Annotated in this window: 16 protein-coding genes; 14 read left to right on the forward strand and 2 right to left on the reverse strand. The window is 68.7% G+C overall.

Going from position 1 to position 16,092, the window contains the following annotated elements:
• The first annotated feature begins 77 nt into the window (after positions 1-77).
• The gene (locus tag FKO37_RS26490; protein ID WP_238606194.1) at positions 78-1,556 is read left to right on the forward strand and encodes an aldehyde dehydrogenase family protein; all 1,479 of its coding nucleotides are present in this window, start codon (positions 78-80) and stop codon (positions 1,554-1,556) included.
• A gap of 9 nt (positions 1,557-1,565) precedes the next feature.
• Here FKO37_RS26490 and FKO37_RS26495 read toward each other — a convergent pair whose 3' ends face one another.
• Positions 1,566-2,546, reverse strand: a complete 981-nt coding sequence (locus FKO37_RS26495; protein WP_238606195.1) for an AraC family transcriptional regulator — start codon at positions 2,544-2,546, stop codon at positions 1,566-1,568.
• A gap of 219 nt (positions 2,547-2,765) precedes the next feature.
• Here FKO37_RS26495 and FKO37_RS26500 point away from each other — a divergent pair, with 219 nt between their 5' ends.
• Genes FKO37_RS26500 through FKO37_RS26520 form a run of 5 tightly spaced genes read left to right on the forward strand, consistent with a single transcriptional unit; the run spans position 2,766 to position 8,605 of the window.
• Positions 2,766-4,811: a hydantoinase/oxoprolinase family protein gene (locus tag FKO37_RS26500; protein ID WP_238606196.1), complete on the forward strand. Its 2,046-nt coding sequence runs from the start codon at positions 2,766-2,768 to the stop codon at positions 4,809-4,811.
• Positions 4,811-6,751: a hydantoinase B/oxoprolinase family protein gene (locus tag FKO37_RS26505; protein ID WP_238606197.1), complete on the forward strand. Its 1,941-nt coding sequence runs from the start codon at positions 4,811-4,813 to the stop codon at positions 6,749-6,751. Before FKO37_RS26500 ends, FKO37_RS26505 begins: the two co-directional genes overlap by 1 nt.
• Positions 6,752-6,753: 2 nt before the next feature.
• Positions 6,754-6,978: a hypothetical protein gene (locus FKO37_RS26510; protein WP_238606198.1), complete on the forward strand. Its 225-nt coding sequence runs from the start codon at positions 6,754-6,756 to the stop codon at positions 6,976-6,978.
• Positions 6,979-7,001: 23 nt separating this feature from the next.
• The gene (locus FKO37_RS26515; RefSeq protein ID WP_238606199.1) at positions 7,002-8,120 is read left to right on the forward strand and encodes an NDMA-dependent alcohol dehydrogenase; all 1,119 of its coding nucleotides are present in this window, start codon (positions 7,002-7,004) and stop codon (positions 8,118-8,120) included.
• A gap of 26 nt (positions 8,121-8,146) precedes the next feature.
• Entirely contained in the window at positions 8,147-8,605 is a 459-nt protein-coding gene (locus tag FKO37_RS26520; RefSeq protein ID WP_238606200.1) for a nuclear transport factor 2 family protein, read from the forward strand.
• Between the two features lie 15 nt (positions 8,606-8,620).
• Here the strand turns inward: FKO37_RS26520 and FKO37_RS26525 are convergent, their stop codons facing one another.
• The gene (locus FKO37_RS26525; RefSeq protein ID WP_238606201.1) at positions 8,621-9,064 is read right to left on the reverse strand and encodes a MaoC/PaaZ C-terminal domain-containing protein; all 444 of its coding nucleotides are present in this window, start codon (positions 9,062-9,064) and stop codon (positions 8,621-8,623) included.
• A gap of 128 nt (positions 9,065-9,192) precedes the next feature.
• Here FKO37_RS26525 and FKO37_RS26530 point away from each other — a divergent pair, with 128 nt between their 5' ends.
• The 8 genes from FKO37_RS26530 (at position 9,193) to FKO37_RS26565 (ending at position 16,050) form a co-directional block, all read left to right on the forward strand.
• A complete protein-coding gene (locus tag FKO37_RS26530) occupies positions 9,193-10,443 on the forward strand; it encodes a bifunctional 3,4-dihydroxy-2-butanone-4-phosphate synthase/GTP cyclohydrolase II (protein WP_238606202.1) in 1,251 nt (416 codons plus the stop codon).
• 19 nt (positions 10,444-10,462) lie between these two features.
• Entirely contained in the window at positions 10,463-10,918 is a 456-nt protein-coding gene (locus FKO37_RS26535) for an NUDIX hydrolase (protein ID WP_238606203.1), read from the forward strand.
• A 184-nt stretch (positions 10,919-11,102) separates the two neighbouring features.
• Positions 11,103-12,275 carry an LLM class flavin-dependent oxidoreductase gene (locus FKO37_RS26540; RefSeq protein ID WP_238608336.1) on the forward strand — a complete coding sequence of 391 codons (1,173 nt, stop codon included), beginning with the start codon at positions 11,103-11,105 and terminating at the stop codon, positions 12,273-12,275.
• A gap of 24 nt (positions 12,276-12,299) precedes the next feature.
• A complete protein-coding gene (locus tag FKO37_RS26545; protein WP_238606204.1) occupies positions 12,300-12,698 on the forward strand; it encodes a RidA family protein in 399 nt (132 codons plus the stop codon).
• 1 nt (position 12,699) lies between these two features.
• On the forward strand, positions 12,700-13,548 hold the full coding sequence (locus FKO37_RS26550) for an amidohydrolase family protein (RefSeq protein ID WP_238606205.1): 849 nt from the start codon (positions 12,700-12,702) through the stop codon (positions 13,546-13,548).
• 15 nt (positions 13,549-13,563) lie between these two features.
• The gene (locus FKO37_RS26555; protein ID WP_238606206.1) at positions 13,564-14,934 is read left to right on the forward strand and encodes an ammonium transporter; all 1,371 of its coding nucleotides are present in this window, start codon (positions 13,564-13,566) and stop codon (positions 14,932-14,934) included.
• Positions 14,935-14,968: 34 nt separating this feature from the next.
• Positions 14,969-15,172: a hypothetical protein gene (locus FKO37_RS26560; protein WP_238606207.1), complete on the forward strand. Its 204-nt coding sequence runs from the start codon at positions 14,969-14,971 to the stop codon at positions 15,170-15,172.
• Positions 15,169-16,050: an LLM class flavin-dependent oxidoreductase gene (locus FKO37_RS26565; protein WP_238606208.1), complete on the forward strand. Its 882-nt coding sequence runs from the start codon at positions 15,169-15,171 to the stop codon at positions 16,048-16,050. The genes FKO37_RS26560 and FKO37_RS26565 overlap by 4 nt, the downstream gene beginning before the upstream one ends.
• The last annotated feature ends 42 nt before the right edge of the window (positions 16,051-16,092 follow it).

The raw sequence follows: 16,092 nt of genomic DNA on the forward strand, positions 1-16,092 counted from the left end.
AATCCGAAGCGCCGCTTTCCGGAAACCGAACCGGGATTCGTTGACACCCGGCGCGGCGACTCCGTAGGGATACTGGCATGCCACATTCCGAGCTGCGCAGATTCGACCGGCTCTACGTCGGCGGCGAATGGGTCGCCGCGATCGACGGCGAGCCCATCCAGAGCATCGACCCGGCCACCGGACGGCCGTGGGCAGTCGTCGCCGCGGGCGGTGCGGCGGACGTCGACCGGGCGGTCGAGGCTGCGCGCGCGGCGTTTCCGGCGTGGCGGCGGACTCCCGGGCACGAACGCGCGGCGCTGCTGCGAAGGTTCGCTGACCTGTTCCGGGACGCGCTTCCGGAGCTGATCGAGGCGGAATGCCGCGACACCGGCACTCCGGTCACGGATCTTCGCGTGTCGTTGCCCGCGCAAGTGCAGTGGTACCACTGGTTCGCGTCGCTGGCGGACAAGACGCAGGGCACCACGATCCCGTTCGACGATTCGGTGCACGCGTTCACCGCGAAGGTCCCGGTTGGCGTCGTAGGGGCGATCGTGCCGTGGAACGCGCCGCTGCTGGCGACCTGCCTGAAGCTCGGGGCCGCGCTGGCCGCCGGCTGTGCCGTGGTGGTGAAACCGGCCGAGCAGACGCCGGTGTCGGCACTGCTGCTGGCGAGGATCGCGGACGAGGCGGGATTCCCGCCCGGCGTGGTCAACGTCGTGAACGGCACCGGCGCGCGGGTCGGGGCGCGTCTGGTGGCGCATCCGGACGTGGACAAGATCTCCTTCACGGGGTCGACAGCGACCGGACGCCGGATGCTGGGCGAGGGCTCGGGCAATCTCAAACGGTTCACGTTCGAACTCGGGGGAAAGGCGCCGCACATCCTGTTCGACGACGCGGATGTGGAGCAGGCGCTCAACGCCGCGACGGCGTCGGCTTGGCGGTTGTGCGGGCAGAGCTGCGCGCTGGGTTCGCGGGTTTTGGTGCACCGCAAGCTGTACGACCGGGTGGTGGAAGAGTTCCGGGTCCGTGCGGGTCGGGTCCGGGTCGGGTTGCCGCACGACGAGGCGGTCCGGATGGGACCGCAGGCGCACGCGGAGCAGCTGGCGAAGACACTGTCCTATGTGGAACTCGGCGCGCGCGAGGGTGCGGAATTGGTGGCAGGCGGCGAACGGATCGCCGACGACGGCCTCGCTGAGGGGTATTTCGTGCAGCCGACGGTTTTCGCCGGCGTCGCGAACACGATGCGCATCGCCCAGGAGGAGATTTTCGGCCCGGTCGCCGCGCTGATCCCGTTCGAGGACGAGGACGAGGCGGTCGCGATGGCGAACGACACCGAGTACGGCCTGACCGCCGGGCTGTGGACGCGTGACCTGGCCCGCGCGCACCGGGTGGCCAACCGGATCGAGGCGGGTTCGGTGTGGGTCAACACCTACTCGTTCGTCCGCTGGTCGCTGCCCTACGGCGGGTTCAAGGCGAGCGGCTGGGGCCGCGAGAACGGCGTCGGCGCGCTCGAGCCGTACCTGGAGACGCGCACGACGGTGATCGGACTCGACGGCTCGTTCGCCGACCCGTACTGATCACCGAGCTCAGGGGGAGCGCAGGGTCTCCGAAGGGCTGACGCCGAAGCGTTCGCGATAGTGCCGGGCGAAATGCCCCGGGTGGTGGAAGCCCCACGTCGCGGCCACTTCGGTGACCGAACCCCGGCCGTTGAGCAGATCGTGGCGGACCCGGTCCAGGCGGACGCCCCGCACAAAGGCCATCGGCCCGGTCCCGACGTGCTCGCGGAAGGCGAGCTGCAGCGCGCGAGGAGCGAGACCGGACATCGCCACCAGGTCCGCGGTGTCGCGAACGGCCGCCGGATCGCGTTCGATGCGGTCGACGAGGTCGCGCACGGCCCGGTCGGCACCGCTCCCGCCCGGCTGGTTCAACATCGGGGTGTACTGGTTCGGGACCACCGCCAGCAGCTGGGTCATGAGCAGCGATTCGAGTTCGCTCCGCGCGGAGGGAATCGCCGCGAGGCCGCCCGGGCGGGACAGTTCGGCGAAGACGAAGTCCATCGTGGCCATCACCGACTGGCCCGCTTCGCTCGTGAGATCGAAACACGGCTCGAATTCGATCGTCTCGGCCCGGCTGGCGCCGACGAGCCTCGCCGCGTGCGCTTCGAACCGCTGCCGCGGCAGTTTTGTGGCGAATTGGCGGGAAACCTCGTCCCAGCGATAGGACACTGGTGCGACGGGATCCATGACCACGCCCTGCCGGCCGGCCTCCGCGGTGCATTTCCGGCCGTGCTGGTCCAGCACGCACGTGCCGCGCAGCGGAATGTTGATCTGGTAAGCCGACTCCATCGGCGGCGCTTCGAAACAGATTTCGACCCCGAATCCCATGCGGCCGAACACAAAGGACTCCGAAGGCACCACGTCGAGGGTGAAATCGAGCCGTCCGTCCCGGCTGACCTGCAGCTCGTGCTCCACGAAAAGCTTCTGCAGCTCGGCGTGCGCGATCTGCGGGTCGGCGGTGCGGACAGCCAGCACCGACTGTGAAACGGGCATCTCTTGCCGGTCCGACATCGCTCACCTCCCGGCCTCGTCGCCGGATCCGCCGATTACCTCGCGCAGATGATACGGGACACAGCCCGGATCCGGAGGCTGCCGCGCAAACGGGACTTCGCCGTTCGCTATCTGGATGGTGACCGGCGTCTCATCCGCCTAGCTTCGGTTTCCGGCGGTCGACGCGAGAAGCCCGTGCTCTCGCTCCCGCTTCTGCCGAATCCCTCAAGGAGTGCGCACATGAAAACCCTCATCGGCGTGGATGTGGGCGGTACGTTCACCGATATCGTCCGGGTGACCGGGAACGAGGTCGAGACGATCAAGGTCCCGACCGACGCCGCGGAAACCCATTCGGGCGTGCTGCGAGGAGCGGCCGAAGCCCGCGTCGCCGGTGTGGCCGCGTTCAATCACGCCAGCACGCACGGACTGAACGCCATTCTCACGCGGAAACTGCCGAAGGTCGCCTTCCTCACCACATACGGGCACCGCGATCTGCTCGAGATGGGCCGCGCCGCGAAGCCCGCGGAGGCTAACACCGATCCGCACTGGCGTCGCACGTTCAGCGATGCGGGCAAACCGATCGTCCCGCGCTACCTCCGTCGCGGCGTTGTGGAGCGGCTGTCGGCGACCGGCGGCATCGTCGTCGAACTGGACGAGGAACAGGCGCGCCGCGAACTGGAGGTGTTGCGGCGCTGCGACGTGGAGGGCGTCGCGATCTGCTTGCTCCACTCGTACGTCAACGGCGCGCACGAACGTCGGCTCGCCGAGCTGGTCCGAGAGGTGCTCGGCGACGTCCCGTGCTCGATTTCGAGCGAGGTCTCGCCGCTGGCGCTCGAATACGCTCGGGCGTCCACGACCACTATCGACGTGCTGTGCAAGATCATCTACGGCTCTTACTCAGAGCGCCTCGCCGCGGGGCTGTCCGAACTGGGCTTCACCGGCGAACTGAGCTTCGCCGACTGCGCCGCCACTCTCGCCCCGGTCGAGCTGGCGATGGCGCAGCCGTCCCGGATCCTGTTCTCCGGCCCTGCCGCGGGCACGATGGCCTGTGCGCACCTGGGCTCCTCGATCGGCGCACCGGACCTCCTCTGCGCCGATGTCGGCGGCACCTCCTGCGACATCAGCGTCGTCACCGGCCACCAGCCGGTGGTGAAGACGTCCTTCGACATCGAATACGACCTCGTGGTCAGCACGCTTTCGAACGAGATCGTCAGCGTCGGCGCGGGCGGGGGCAGCATCGTCCGGGTCTCGCCGGTCGGGGAGCTCGAGGTCGGACCGGAGAGCGCCGGCGCGGATCCCGGGCCCGCCTGCTACGCCCGCGGCGGCGCCGAACCGACGACGACCGACATCTTCCTGCTGACCGGGATCCTCGACGGCGAGCGGTTCGCCGGCGGCCGGTCCCGTCTCGACCCCGCGTTGTCCCGCAAGGCGTTCGAGAACCTGGAGTGCCGGTTCGATTTCGGCGACCGGGTCCGGTTCGCTTACCAGACCGCGGTCAACAACATCGTCGAAGGCATCACCGAGGTCGTAGTCAAGAACGGGGTCGACGTCCGCGAGTACTCGCTGGTCGCGTTCGGCGCGGCCGGGCCGATGACGCTGCCCGCGCTGCTCGAGCAGATGCCGCTCAAGAGCGTGATCGTGCCGCCGCATCCGGGCCTGTTCTCCGCGCTCGGCTTGGTGAGCACCGATCAGGTGCACTCGGACCGGCGCAGCGCCTATCGGCTGCTCACCCCGGAAGCCGCGGCCGACATCGACGCCATCTACCGGCGCATGGAGGAGGCGATGCGCGATTCGCTCGGCGCCGACGCGGACGCCGCCGAGTATGTGCGGACGTTCGACGGCCAGCTCGTCGGGCAAGTCTGGGACACGCCGTTCGTGCCGGCCCCGTCCGGGCCGGTCACGCCCGAAGCGGTGGAACGGATGATCGCGAACTTCCACGACCACTACGAGCAGAAGTGCGGGAACCGGTTCCCGCAGAACCCCGTCATGGGCGTCACCTACCGCCTGCACGCGGTCGTTCCGACGGACAAAGTCGAATTCCCCGTGCCGCCCCGCCGCGCCGGCGGCGACGCGGTGCGCCCGGCCCGGACCGCCACGCTTCGCTACCTCGGCCCCGAGGACCTCGAGGCGAACGAGTACGAGCGCGCCGACTTGATGCTCGGCGACCTCGTCGCCGGCCCCGCCGTGATCCGCGAGCCGTTGTGCACCACCTACGTCCCGCCCGCGATGACCGCGACCGTCGGCAACGCCGGCGAGATCGTCATCCGCCGCCGTGAGGAGTCCTGATGACCACCAGCCGCACCGCTGCCCGGCTGCTGCGCGACCTGTCCGACGACGAGTTCGCCGAGCGCTACACCGCCGACCCGTTCACCGCCTCTGTGCTGTCGAACCGCTTGCGCGCCACCGCCGACCACGTCGCCACCGGACTGCTGCACCGGGCCTTCTCGCCGATCATCGCGCTGGCCATGGACTACGCCTCGGCGATCATCGCGCCGCCGGAGCAGAACTACCGGATGGTCGCGGTCACCAACGGCCTGACGGTGTTCCTCGGCACGCTGCAGGACGGCGTCCGGTCGGCCGTCGAGGAGTTCGGGCCGGAACACCTTCGCCCCGGGGACCTGCTGATCTGCAACGACCCGACCCGCGTCGGCACGCACGTGAACGACATGTGCTTCATCCGGCCGGTCTTCCACGACGGGCGGATCGTCAGTTTCGTCGTGCTGCGCGCGCACGTCATCGACGTCGGCGGCATCACGCCAGGCGGCTTCGACACGAACAAGCACAACATCTACGAGACCGGCCTCGTGGTGAGCCCGCGGCTGCTGTTCCGCGGCGAAGAGCCCGTGCGCGAGACCTTCTCGATGATCTTCGACAACTCGCGCTTCGGCGAGATCCAGCTGCCGGACTACAAGACGATCCAGAGCTGCTGCCGGTTCGGCGAGACGATGATCGCCGAAACTGTCGAGCGATACGGCGTCGACGCCTACCTCGGGTCGCTGCGGTACGCGTGCGACGCCACCGCGGAACGCATGCGCCTGGCGGTGGCGGAACTGCCGGACGGCGACTACCGGGGAACCGCGAGCATCGACGCGGACGCCGTCGACGCCAACGAGGAATACGTCGTCCGGCTCACCGTGCGCAAGCGCGGCGACCGGGTCGAGGTCGACTTCAGCGGGTCTTCGCGGCAGGCGCGCAGCGCGGTCAACGCCGGACCGCTGGACGCCAAGACTGCGGTCGGGGTGGGACTGAAGCTGCTGCTGGACCCGAACGGCCACTTCACCTCGGGGTCGTTCCGCAACGTCGACCTCGTGCTGCCGCCCGGGACCATCGCCAGCGCCCTGCCGCCGGACGGAGCGATCTTCTTCTACTGGGAGGTCGCCAATGCCGTGATGACCGCGATCATCGACGCGCTCGGCGACGTGCTCGGGAAACGGGGGATCGGCGGCGACTGCGGCGCCAACAATGTGCACAACGCGTTCGGCGTCGCCGACGACGGCACGCCGTGGGCTTGTTCGGCCATGGCCGGCGCGGAGACCGGGCCGATCGGCGCGGACGCGTTCCACGACGGCGAAGGTCACGCCAGCCCGTACCTGATCAACATCCTCAGCCCGGCCACGGAAGGCATCGAGGCCCAGTTCCCGGTCCTGGTGATGCGCAAGGAATACGCGCCCGACACCGCGGGCGCGGGGCGGCACCGGGGCGGCGCGGCGATCATGAAGGACGTGGTGTGGACCGGACCCGCGAGCCACCAGGTCGCGCCGTTCCGCTTCCGCCGGCCCAGCGGCATCGGCGCGGCCGGGGCCGCCGACGGAGCGCAAGGCGCGCTGTGGCTGTTCGACCGCGACGGCGCGGACGTGCGGTTCCTGGACACGGACAAGGAAACCTACGCGTCGTCGACGCCGGTCGCCGGCGTGGTCGATCCGGCCACGAAACTGCCGGACCCCCAAGGGGTCTACGCCTACTACGCGAGCGAACGCACGTGGCAGACCCGTCCCGGCGCGACGTTCCGCTACCTGACCAACGCCGGCGGCGGATTCGGCGCACCGGCCGAGCGCGATCCGGACGCGGTCCGGCGCGACGTCCGCGACGGCTACATCACCGTCGAAGCCGCCGCCGAAAAGTACGGCGTCGTTGTGCTCGGCGACCCGGAGACCGATCCCGAGGGACTGGCTGTGGATATCGCCGCCACCGCAGAACTGCGCGCCACCCGGCGCGAGAAGGAGTAGCCATGCCCACCCGTTTTCCGAGGCCCGCCGAGCCCACGCTGTCGGTGGCCCGGACGCCGGTGCCGGGCACGTGCGAGGACTGCGGTTCGGCGGCCCTGCGCGGCTATCCGGTGCTGACCGAGGACGGCTGGTTCGACGTCGTCAAATGCCAGGACTGCCTGCACACGGTCTCCCGCGAGCCCGGCCCGCCGCTCGGCGGTGTCGAACTGCTCGTCGACAGCCTCTAGCCAATGCGAGAAGGAGTCTCCCCATGAAGGTCCGCGGCGCTGTCATCCGCTCGTCTCCCGGTCCGCTCGAGGTCGCCGAGATGGAACTCGAAGACCCTCGTCCCGACGAGGTGCAGGTCAAAATGGTCGCCTCCGGCATGTGCCATTCCGACGACCACCACGTGACCGGCGATTCCCCGCTCGATCCCTGCCCGTTCGCGCTCGGTCACGAGGGAGCCGGCATCGTCACGAAGGCCGGACCGAACAGCAAAGGCATCGCCGAAGGCGACCACGTCGTGTTCTCCGCGATCCCGTCGTGCGGCCACTGCCGGTGGTGCGCTACCGGCAGGTCCAACCTGTGCGACCTCGCCGCGGGAATCCTCGCCGGACCGCGGTGGACCGACGGCTCGTACCGGCTGCGCCTGCCCGACGGGCAACCGGTCGGCCAGCTCTGCGGCATCTCCACTTTCGCCGAGCACACAACGGCTTCGCTCGACTCGGTCGTCAAGATCGACGACGACATCCCTCTGGACAAGGCGTGTCTCATCGGCTGCGCGGTGAGCACCGGCTGGGGTTCGGCGGTTAATGTCGCCGACGTGCAGCCAGGCGACACGGTGATCGTGTACGGCATCGGGGGACTGGGTGCGAGCGCGTTGCAAGGCGCGCGTTTCGCTGGTGCGCAGAACGTGATCGCGGTAGACCCCGTAGCGTTCAAGCGGGAACAGGCACCCGTCTTCGGCGCGACGCACGCCGTCGCGTCCGCGGAGGAGGCCTCCGAGCTGGCCCGGCAATTCACCGACGGACAGGGCGCGGATTCAGCCATCGTCACTGTCGGCGTGCTCGGTGCCGACCACGTCCGCCAGGCGTTCGGTGCGGTGCGCAAGGCCGGGACCGCGGTGATCACCTCGATCGGCCCGCACGACGCCGTCGGCGCGCCCATCTCCCTGCACGAGCTGACCCTGCACCAGAAGCGGCTGCAGGGCTCGCTCTTCGGCGCGACCAACGGGAACTGGGATGTCCGCAGGCTGATCAACCTGTACCGGGCCGGCGATCTCAAACTCGACGAGATGATCACCCGGACCTACTCGCTGGACGAGGTGGCGCAGGGCTACGCGGATCTGCACGCGGGCAAGAACATCCGCGGAGTCGTGACGTTCGCCTGAGGCGTCGTTTCCAGGAAGGAGGAATCATGGCTCGTACCGCCGAGGAACGGCTCCAGTGGGCGCTCGACGTCGAAGAGATCAAGACACTGCTCGCGAAGTACTGCCACGGGATCGACAAGCAGGACGAGAAGCTGTTCATGAGCATCTGGTCCGAGGACGCGGATTACGTGCTGCCCCGCGGCGAAGGGCACGGAACCGACGGAGTCCGTGCGTTGGTGCGCAAGGTGTGGACCCAGGTGCCGCGGTGCCATCACCACATCACGAACCCGCTCATCTCCGTGGATGGCGACACTGCGACGGCGAAAACGGACGTGTTCTACTTCCGGCTCACCGCCGACGGGGTCAACCAGCTGTTGTCCGGCGGATACGAACTGGAATTCGTCCGACGCGACGGAGAATGGAGGACGCGGCGGATGGAGTTCGCGCCCTTCGTGTCGACGAGCCCGGTGTTCGCCGAGAACCCAGTGACAGATGGGGCTTCCTGAGGACGTCGCAGCGGCTCATGGCCGGCATCGCATCAGCGACACCATCTCCCCGGCCTGCACTACCGTGTCCTCCTGGTTCAGCACTTCCACCCGCTGCGTCACGACTCCCCGGCTCGGGTTGGAGGTGCGACGGGCCTCGGTGACCTCGTTCCGGACCCGGATGGTGTCGCCGATGCGGACCGGGGCCTGGAACTGCCACGAGCGGATCTCCAGGAACGCCAGGAGGGTGTCGTCGAAATGCCCGGTCCGCGCGCGGAGGCCGACGGCCATCGACAGGATCAGTGCGCCGTGGGCGATCCGGGTGCCGAACGGGGTCGTGCGGGCGTGTTCGGCGTCGGTGTGCAGGGCGTGCACGTCCCACGACAGGCCGGAGAAGGCGACCACGTCGGCTTCGGTGACGGTGCGGGCCGGGGTTTCGAATGCGTGCCCGACGGGGAGGTCTTCGAACCATTTTCCCATGTTCCTGCTGCTCCTTCGCGCCGGCGGAAGCGTGGTCGACTGCGGGGGACCACCGTGTTATGTTCATACTAACCGGTCGGTACTGGCAAGCAAGCCGGATCCGCGGAGAGCGAGACGGAGGCATGGTCATGGTGGACGTATTCGCTCCCGAGCGCGGCGAGGTCCTCTTCGACACCGTTGCCGCGGCGCTCGCGGCTGTCCGCGCGGGACGGCCGGTGGTCGTTCTTGACGACGAGAACCGGGAGAACGAGGGCGATCTCGTCTTCGCGGCTGAGCTGGCCACACCCAAACTCCTGCACTTCACCATCCGGCATACGTCGGGCTTCGTGTGCGCCGCACTGCCGGGCGCTGAGCTGGACCGGCTCGACCTGCCGCCGATGACCTCTGTCAACCAGGATCCGCATGGCACCGCGTATGCCGTGACGGTCGATGCGAAGAACGGCGTGACCACGGGCATTTCCGCGCGGGACCGAGCGCGCACGATCCAGTTGCTCGCGGATCCGGCGACCGTTCCAGCCGACCTGTCGCGGCCGGGGCACGTGGTGCCGCTCCGCGCCGTCGCTGGGGGAGTGCTGCAGCGCGGCGGGCACACCGAGGCCGCGGTGGACCTGGCGCGGCTCGCTGGGCTGCGGCCGGCCGGAGCGTTGTGCGAGCTGGTCAACGACGACGGGACCATGATGCGCGGGCCGGAATGCCGCCGGTTCGCCGATGAGCACGGGCTCGCGATGATTTCGATCGCCGACCTCGTGGCGTACCGGCGCCGCACGGAAACGCAGGTCGAGCGAGCCGCGGCCACCCGGATGCCGACCGCGTTCGGGATGTTCCGGGCGATCGGGTACCGCTCGGTCTTGGACGGCCGGGAGCACGTCGCGCTGGTGTTCGGCGATCTCGGCGACGGCGAGGACGTGCTGGTCCGGGTCCATTCGGAATGCCTGACCGGGGACGTCTTCACGTCGCTGCGCTGCGATTGCGGGACGCAGCTGCAGGCGTCGCTGCAGACCGTCGCGCGAGCCGGCCGGGGAGTGGTGGTGTACGTCCGCGGGCACGAGGGCCGCGGAATCGGCCTCCTCGACAAGCTGCGCGCGTACGAACTGCAGGACGCCGGAGCGGACACAGTGGACGCGAATCTCCAGCTGGGGTTCCCGGCCGACGCTCGCGACTACTCCGCCTGCGCGCACATCCTGGCCGACCTCGGCGTGCGGTCGATGCGGCTGCTCACCAACAATCCGGCCAAGCTCGCCGGGCTCGCGGGCTACGGGCTGTCCGTGCTCGACCGGGTCCCGCTGGAAATACCGGCCACCGTCGACAACGTCGCCTACCTGCGGACCAAGCGCGACCGGATGGGGCACACGCTGCGGCTCGGCGAAATGTGCGTCTAGCCCGGCGGAAGGAACGCCCGTGCCGGACGAATGGTTCGTAACCGCGGACGGTCGGCGCCGCTGGGGCCGCTACGGCGCGGCGGGGATCCTCGTCGTGACCCGGCCGCCGCGCCGGATGCTGCTCGTGCGCCGCGCCGGCTGGGTGCACGGCGGCCGCGGCCAGTGGTCGATCCCGGGAGGGGCGCTGCTGGCGGGCGAGACGGCGCTCGAGGCCGCCGTGCGGGAGTTCGCCGAGGAGATGGGCGGACTGCCGGACGGATGGCGGCCGCTCGCGCGGTACGTGGATGAGGTCGTGCCCGGCGAATGGCATTACACGACCATCCTGGCTGAGTCGGCCGAAGCGCCCGACTACTCGGCGACGCTGTCCGACGAACACGACGAGCACGTGTGGGCCGCGGTCGAGGACGCGCGCCGAATGGACCTGTTCGCCCCGTTCGCCCGGGTTCTCCCGCGCCTGCTCAAAGCGCTGGAATAGCAGGTCAGCGGACTCTTCCGGGCTACGTACGCAGAGCAGAATACGTAGCGGTTGGGTACTCGTACGAAGGCGCGGCAGCCCGGTCTCATGAGTGAATCCATGGTGACGCCGATCACCGACTGTCGTAAGTACCGACTAGTCGGAATCATTAAGCGTCCGCTGGACACGGAGAACGGGAGTGAGCATGGAACTGGATCTGCTCTACGCGCTGACGAACCGCTCGGGCACGCAGGACTGGCACGACATCATGCGCGAAACGCGCCGGCACGCGCAGATGGCCGACGAACTGGGGTACGACCGGATCTGGCTCGGCGAACACCACTTCGACACCGACGGCAGCGACGCGAGCCCGAACCCGGTCGTGCTGGCGACGGACCTGGCCGCGCGGACCGAGCGGATCCGGCTCGGCATGGCAGCGGTCTCGCTCACGCTCTGGCATCCGCTGCGCCTGGCCGAGGACCTCGCCGTGCTCGACCACTTCAGCGAGGGCCGCCTCGACGTCGCGTTCGGCCGCGGCATCCTGCCGATCGAGGTGATGAACCTCAACCCGCAGGCTAACCGGTGGAACGGCTCGGACAACAGCCGCGAGATCTTCGACGAGAACCTCGCGATCGTCCGGGGCATCTGGACCGAGGATCCGTTCAGCTGGAGGGGCAAGCGCTACACCTTCCCGGAGCCGGGCACGAAGTTCATCCACTCGCCGGGCGCGCCCATGCCGCAGGGCTGGGTCGGGGAGAACGACGAACTGGTGGCGTTCGGCATGACCCCCAAGCCGTTCCAGCGTCCGACGCCGCCGCAGTTCGCAGTCACCGAGTCGATGACCGGCTTCGCGCACGCCGCGCGCAACGGACTGCGGCCGATCACCTGGTATCCCAGCGGTCAGGTGCTGAAGAACCTCTTCGAGACCTACCGCGCCGAGACCGCGGCGGCGACCGGGCGGACGCCTGCTCTCGGCGAGGGCTGTGGCGTGCTGCGGCTGTGCTGCATCGCCGAAACCGACGAGGAGGCGCGGCGCATCGCCGAACCAGGCATCGTCGAGTTCTTCGAGTTCCTCTGCCGGGTCCGCGGCATCGGCGTGTGGCTCGACGCCGACGAAGACCCGGAAGACCCGCGCTACCGCGAAATGGATCCGTGGGAGCTGCTGATGGAGCGCGACCACCTGATGATCGGCTCGCCGGACAGCGTCCTGGAGCGGATGACCCGGCTCACCCGGTCGCACGGCATCCAGAACTGGTTGCTGCAGATGGGTTTCCCCGGCATCCCGGCACCGGACGTGGACCGGTCGCTGCGGCTGTTCGCCCGCGAGGTGATGCCGGAGATCCGCAAGCTCGACACCTCGCTGACCGCTGCCAGCTGACCGCGCCGAGGGAAGGAAGAACCCGTGCCGGAATACCTCAACCCGGAAAACCTGCCCTACCCCCGCTACGGCATGAACCCCGGCGTCGCGACCCGCGACCTCGTCTTCGCCGGAGGGATGGCGCTCGACCTGGAAACGCTGCGGCGCTGCGACGATGCCAAGTCGATCGCCGCCGAAACCAGGATCGCGCTCGACGAGATCAAGGGCGTCCTGGAAGCCGCTGGGTGCGGCCTGTCCGACATCGTGAAGACCACCTGCTACCTCGCGGACGACTCCTATCGCAAGGAATTCTGGGAGGCCTACACCGAAGTGTTCGCCCCGGGTCCGTTCCCGGCGCGCGCGACGTTCGTGGTCGGGATCGCCGGCGACTGCCGGGTCGAGATCGAGGCGATCGCTGTCCGCCCGGGCGACGGGACGGCCTGACATGCCGGATCGTCCGTTCACCGACTGGCACACGCACGTCTATCGGCCGGAACACCTCGGTCCGGTGTGGACGGAGCGGGGCGTCGAACTGGTGGGGCGGCCCGGGTTCGGGGAGGCCGACCTCGACGAGCACAGCCGGGTCATGCGGGCCAGCGGGGCCGATCGGTTCCTGGTGCTCGGCCTCCAGGTCGCCCGGATGGGCATGCACGTGCCGAACGACTACGTGGGCGAGTACTTCGAGGCCAACCGCGACCGGGCGATCGGCGTCGGCAGCGTCGACCCGACCCGGCCGGGCGCGGCCGCGGAACTGCGCCGCGCGGTCGAGACGCACGGGCTGCAGGGGGTAAAGCTTTCCCCGCCGTACCAGGGCTTCCACCCGCACTGCGCCGAAGCGTTCGAGGTCTACCGGACAGCCGCGGACCTCGGGATCTTCCTGATGTTCCACCAGGCGAGTGTGTTCGCCCCGGACGGCTGCAACGAATTCGCCTATCCGATGTTGCTGGACAAGGTCGCGCGGGAGTTCCGCGGGACGAAGATCATCCTCGCCCACTTCGGCAAGCCGTGGACCCACGAAGCGGTCGAGTTGATGATGAAGAACCCCAACGTGTACGCGGACGTTTCGACGCTGCCGGTCAAGACCTGGCAGCTGTACAACGGCCTGCGGCTGGCGATCGAGGGCCACGTGACCGACCGGCTCGTCTTCGGTTCGGATTTTCCCTCGTTCGATCCCCGCGAGGCGGCCGATCAGTTCCTGGCCGTCGCCGATCTGGACATGCCGTTGCCGATTCCGCGGGAGGTGGTGGAAAGCATCTTGTACGACCGGCCGTTCGACCTGTTGCTCTCTTCCTGAGCGGAGAACCAAGCCATGTACGACAACCAAGTATCGCTGAACGCGCAGGTGCCCACGATCCTCTACGTCGTCGGCCTGATCGCGATCATGCTCGCCGTCGGCGGGGTGTTCCTGTTCGACGCCGGCCTGAGCCGGGCGGGCAACGCACTGCACACGACCGTCCAGAAACTGGTCGCCGCGTTCGTCGCGGCGGCGGGGATGTCGCTCGCCGGGTTCGCGATCTGGGACACCCAGTTCGCGCAGGCGTTCGGCGTCCCGAACCCGTTCGGCGAGGCGCTGAAATCCTGGTGGCTCGGCGGACCCGGCATCAACACCTATCCGCAGCACCTGGATCCGGCGACCATGCCGGGAGCGGACTCGTTCCAGGCCTTCTTCGCGGTGTTCATCCTGTTCGCCGCGTTCTTCGCCGCCCTGCTCGCGGGCTCGGTGATCGAGCGGGTGAAGACGGCCGGGCTCTCGGTGGTCACGCTGGTGTTCGGAGCGCTCGTGATCCCGTTCGCCGGCTACCTCGTCTACGGTTCGGTCGGGCCGCTGTCGAACGCGGGCACGCACGACTTCGGCGGCGCCTTTTTCTACATCTTGCTCGGGTGCTGGGCGCTCGTGCTGGTGTGGCGGGCGAAGCCGAGGGTGGGCGTGTTCAGCGGCCGGGCGAGCGAGCCGCCGATGCCGCACAACCTGGTCTTCACCGTGGCCGGCCTGTTCCTGTTCCTCGCCGGCCTGTGCGGATATGCGCTGCTCAACGGGTATCTGGTGCCGGGTGCCGGGTACTTCGGCATCACGCTGAACGAGACCGGCATGGGCGTGATCGTCACGAACCTGATGATGGCGTTCTCCTTCGCCGTGCTCGGCGGCCTGCTCGCGTGGAAGGTCGGCAAGAGCCCGTACTTCCTGCTGGTGTCGCCGGTCGCGGGCTGGATCGCGGTGTCCGCGCTGCTCGACGTCGCAAAACCGTGGCAGGCCGGGCTCACCGCGTTCTTCGCGCCGCTGATCGTGGTCGGCGGATACCGGCTGATGAACCGCTGGCGACTCGACGACATCAAGGTCGTGCCGCTGACACTCGGTCCTGGTGTGTACAGCGCGCTGATGACCGCGGTGTTCGCCTCCGGCGTCAAACAGGGCGGGTATTTCGGCCTCACCGGGGAGTACGCGCCGCAGCACGCGTCGATCGGCATCGGACACCAGGCGCTCGGCGTGCTCGTGTTCCTCGTACTCGGGCTGGCCAGCGCGTTCGTCGTGGTGCTCGCCGTGGAGAAGTCGATCGGCCTGCGGGACAAGCGGGTCGACCAGGGGCTGGACAGCACGCTTGACCACGTCGTGCTCGGCGAAGCCGCCTACCCGGCCCCCGCACTGTCCGAAGTGGAGCAAGCGGCCGTCGCGCTGCCGTAGCGACCCCGCGATCACCAAGAGAGGAATCCCTGACATGGAATTCGGCATCTTCATCCCGAGCGCCCGCAACGGATACATCATGTCCGAGACCGCACCCCAGTACTCGCCGACCTACGACCACATGCGGGAGATCATCACCACCGGCGAGGACAACGGTTTTCCTTCGCGCTGTCGCTTTCGGCGCTGCGCGGGCACGGCGGCACCACCGGTTTCTGGGACGACGCGCTGGAATCGATGACCCAGATGGCCGCGCTCGCCCGGGACACCACCGACATGAAGCTGGTCGGCTCGGTGAACATCCTCGCGATCCACCCGGCGATCGCGGCCCGGATGGCGATGACCATCGATTCGATCAGCGGCGGCCGGTTCTCGCTCAACATCGTCCCCGGCGGCTGGCACCCGCGCGAGCTGGAGACGATGAAGGTCTGGCCGGGCTACGAGTACAACTCCTACCGCTGGCAGTACGCGGGCGAGTACTGCCAGGTCGTGCGCGAGCTGTGGGAGAAGGGCGTCTCGAACTTCCAGGGCGAGTACTTCCAGTACGAGGACCTGCGGATGGGCCCGAAACCGGACCACCACATGAACATCGTGTGCGCGGGGACCTCCGACGACGCGATCAAGTTTACCACCCGCTACGCCGACTACTCCTTCCGGCTGGCCTGGGGCGGGCAGGACGCGCTGCGCGAGGTCGTGGACCGGTTCAACGGCCAGATGGACGAGGCGGGGCGCACCATCCGCCCGTACGTGGCGCTCGGCGTGGTCATGGCCGACACCGACGAGGAGGCCGAGGCGAAGCTGCAGAACTACGTCGACAACGCCGACATGAAGGCGATCGAGTACATGATCGGCGGCGCGCTCACCGACTCCGCGGAGGGCGGCACCTCGGAGATCCTGGCCAGCATGGACCGCAAGGGCTCGGTGCAGATGTCGACGGACTTCATCACCGGGTCGCCGGAGAGCATCGCCCGCCAGCTGGACGAATGGGCGGAGATCGACGTCGCGGGCTACATGCTGATCTTCCCGGACTACGTCGAGGACATCAAGCGCATGGGCCGCGAGGTGTTCCCGCGGATGAAGAACTTCACCGCGCCGCGCAAGACCGCGCAGCCCGCCTGATCCGCCGGGGGCGCGGCAGCGGCCGCGCCCCCGGTTCCCACT

The sequence above is a fragment of the Amycolatopsis sp. Poz14 genome (assembly GCF_006704225.1).
GTDB classification, from domain to species: Bacteria; Actinomycetota; Actinomycetes; order Mycobacteriales; family Pseudonocardiaceae; genus Amycolatopsis; species Amycolatopsis nivea.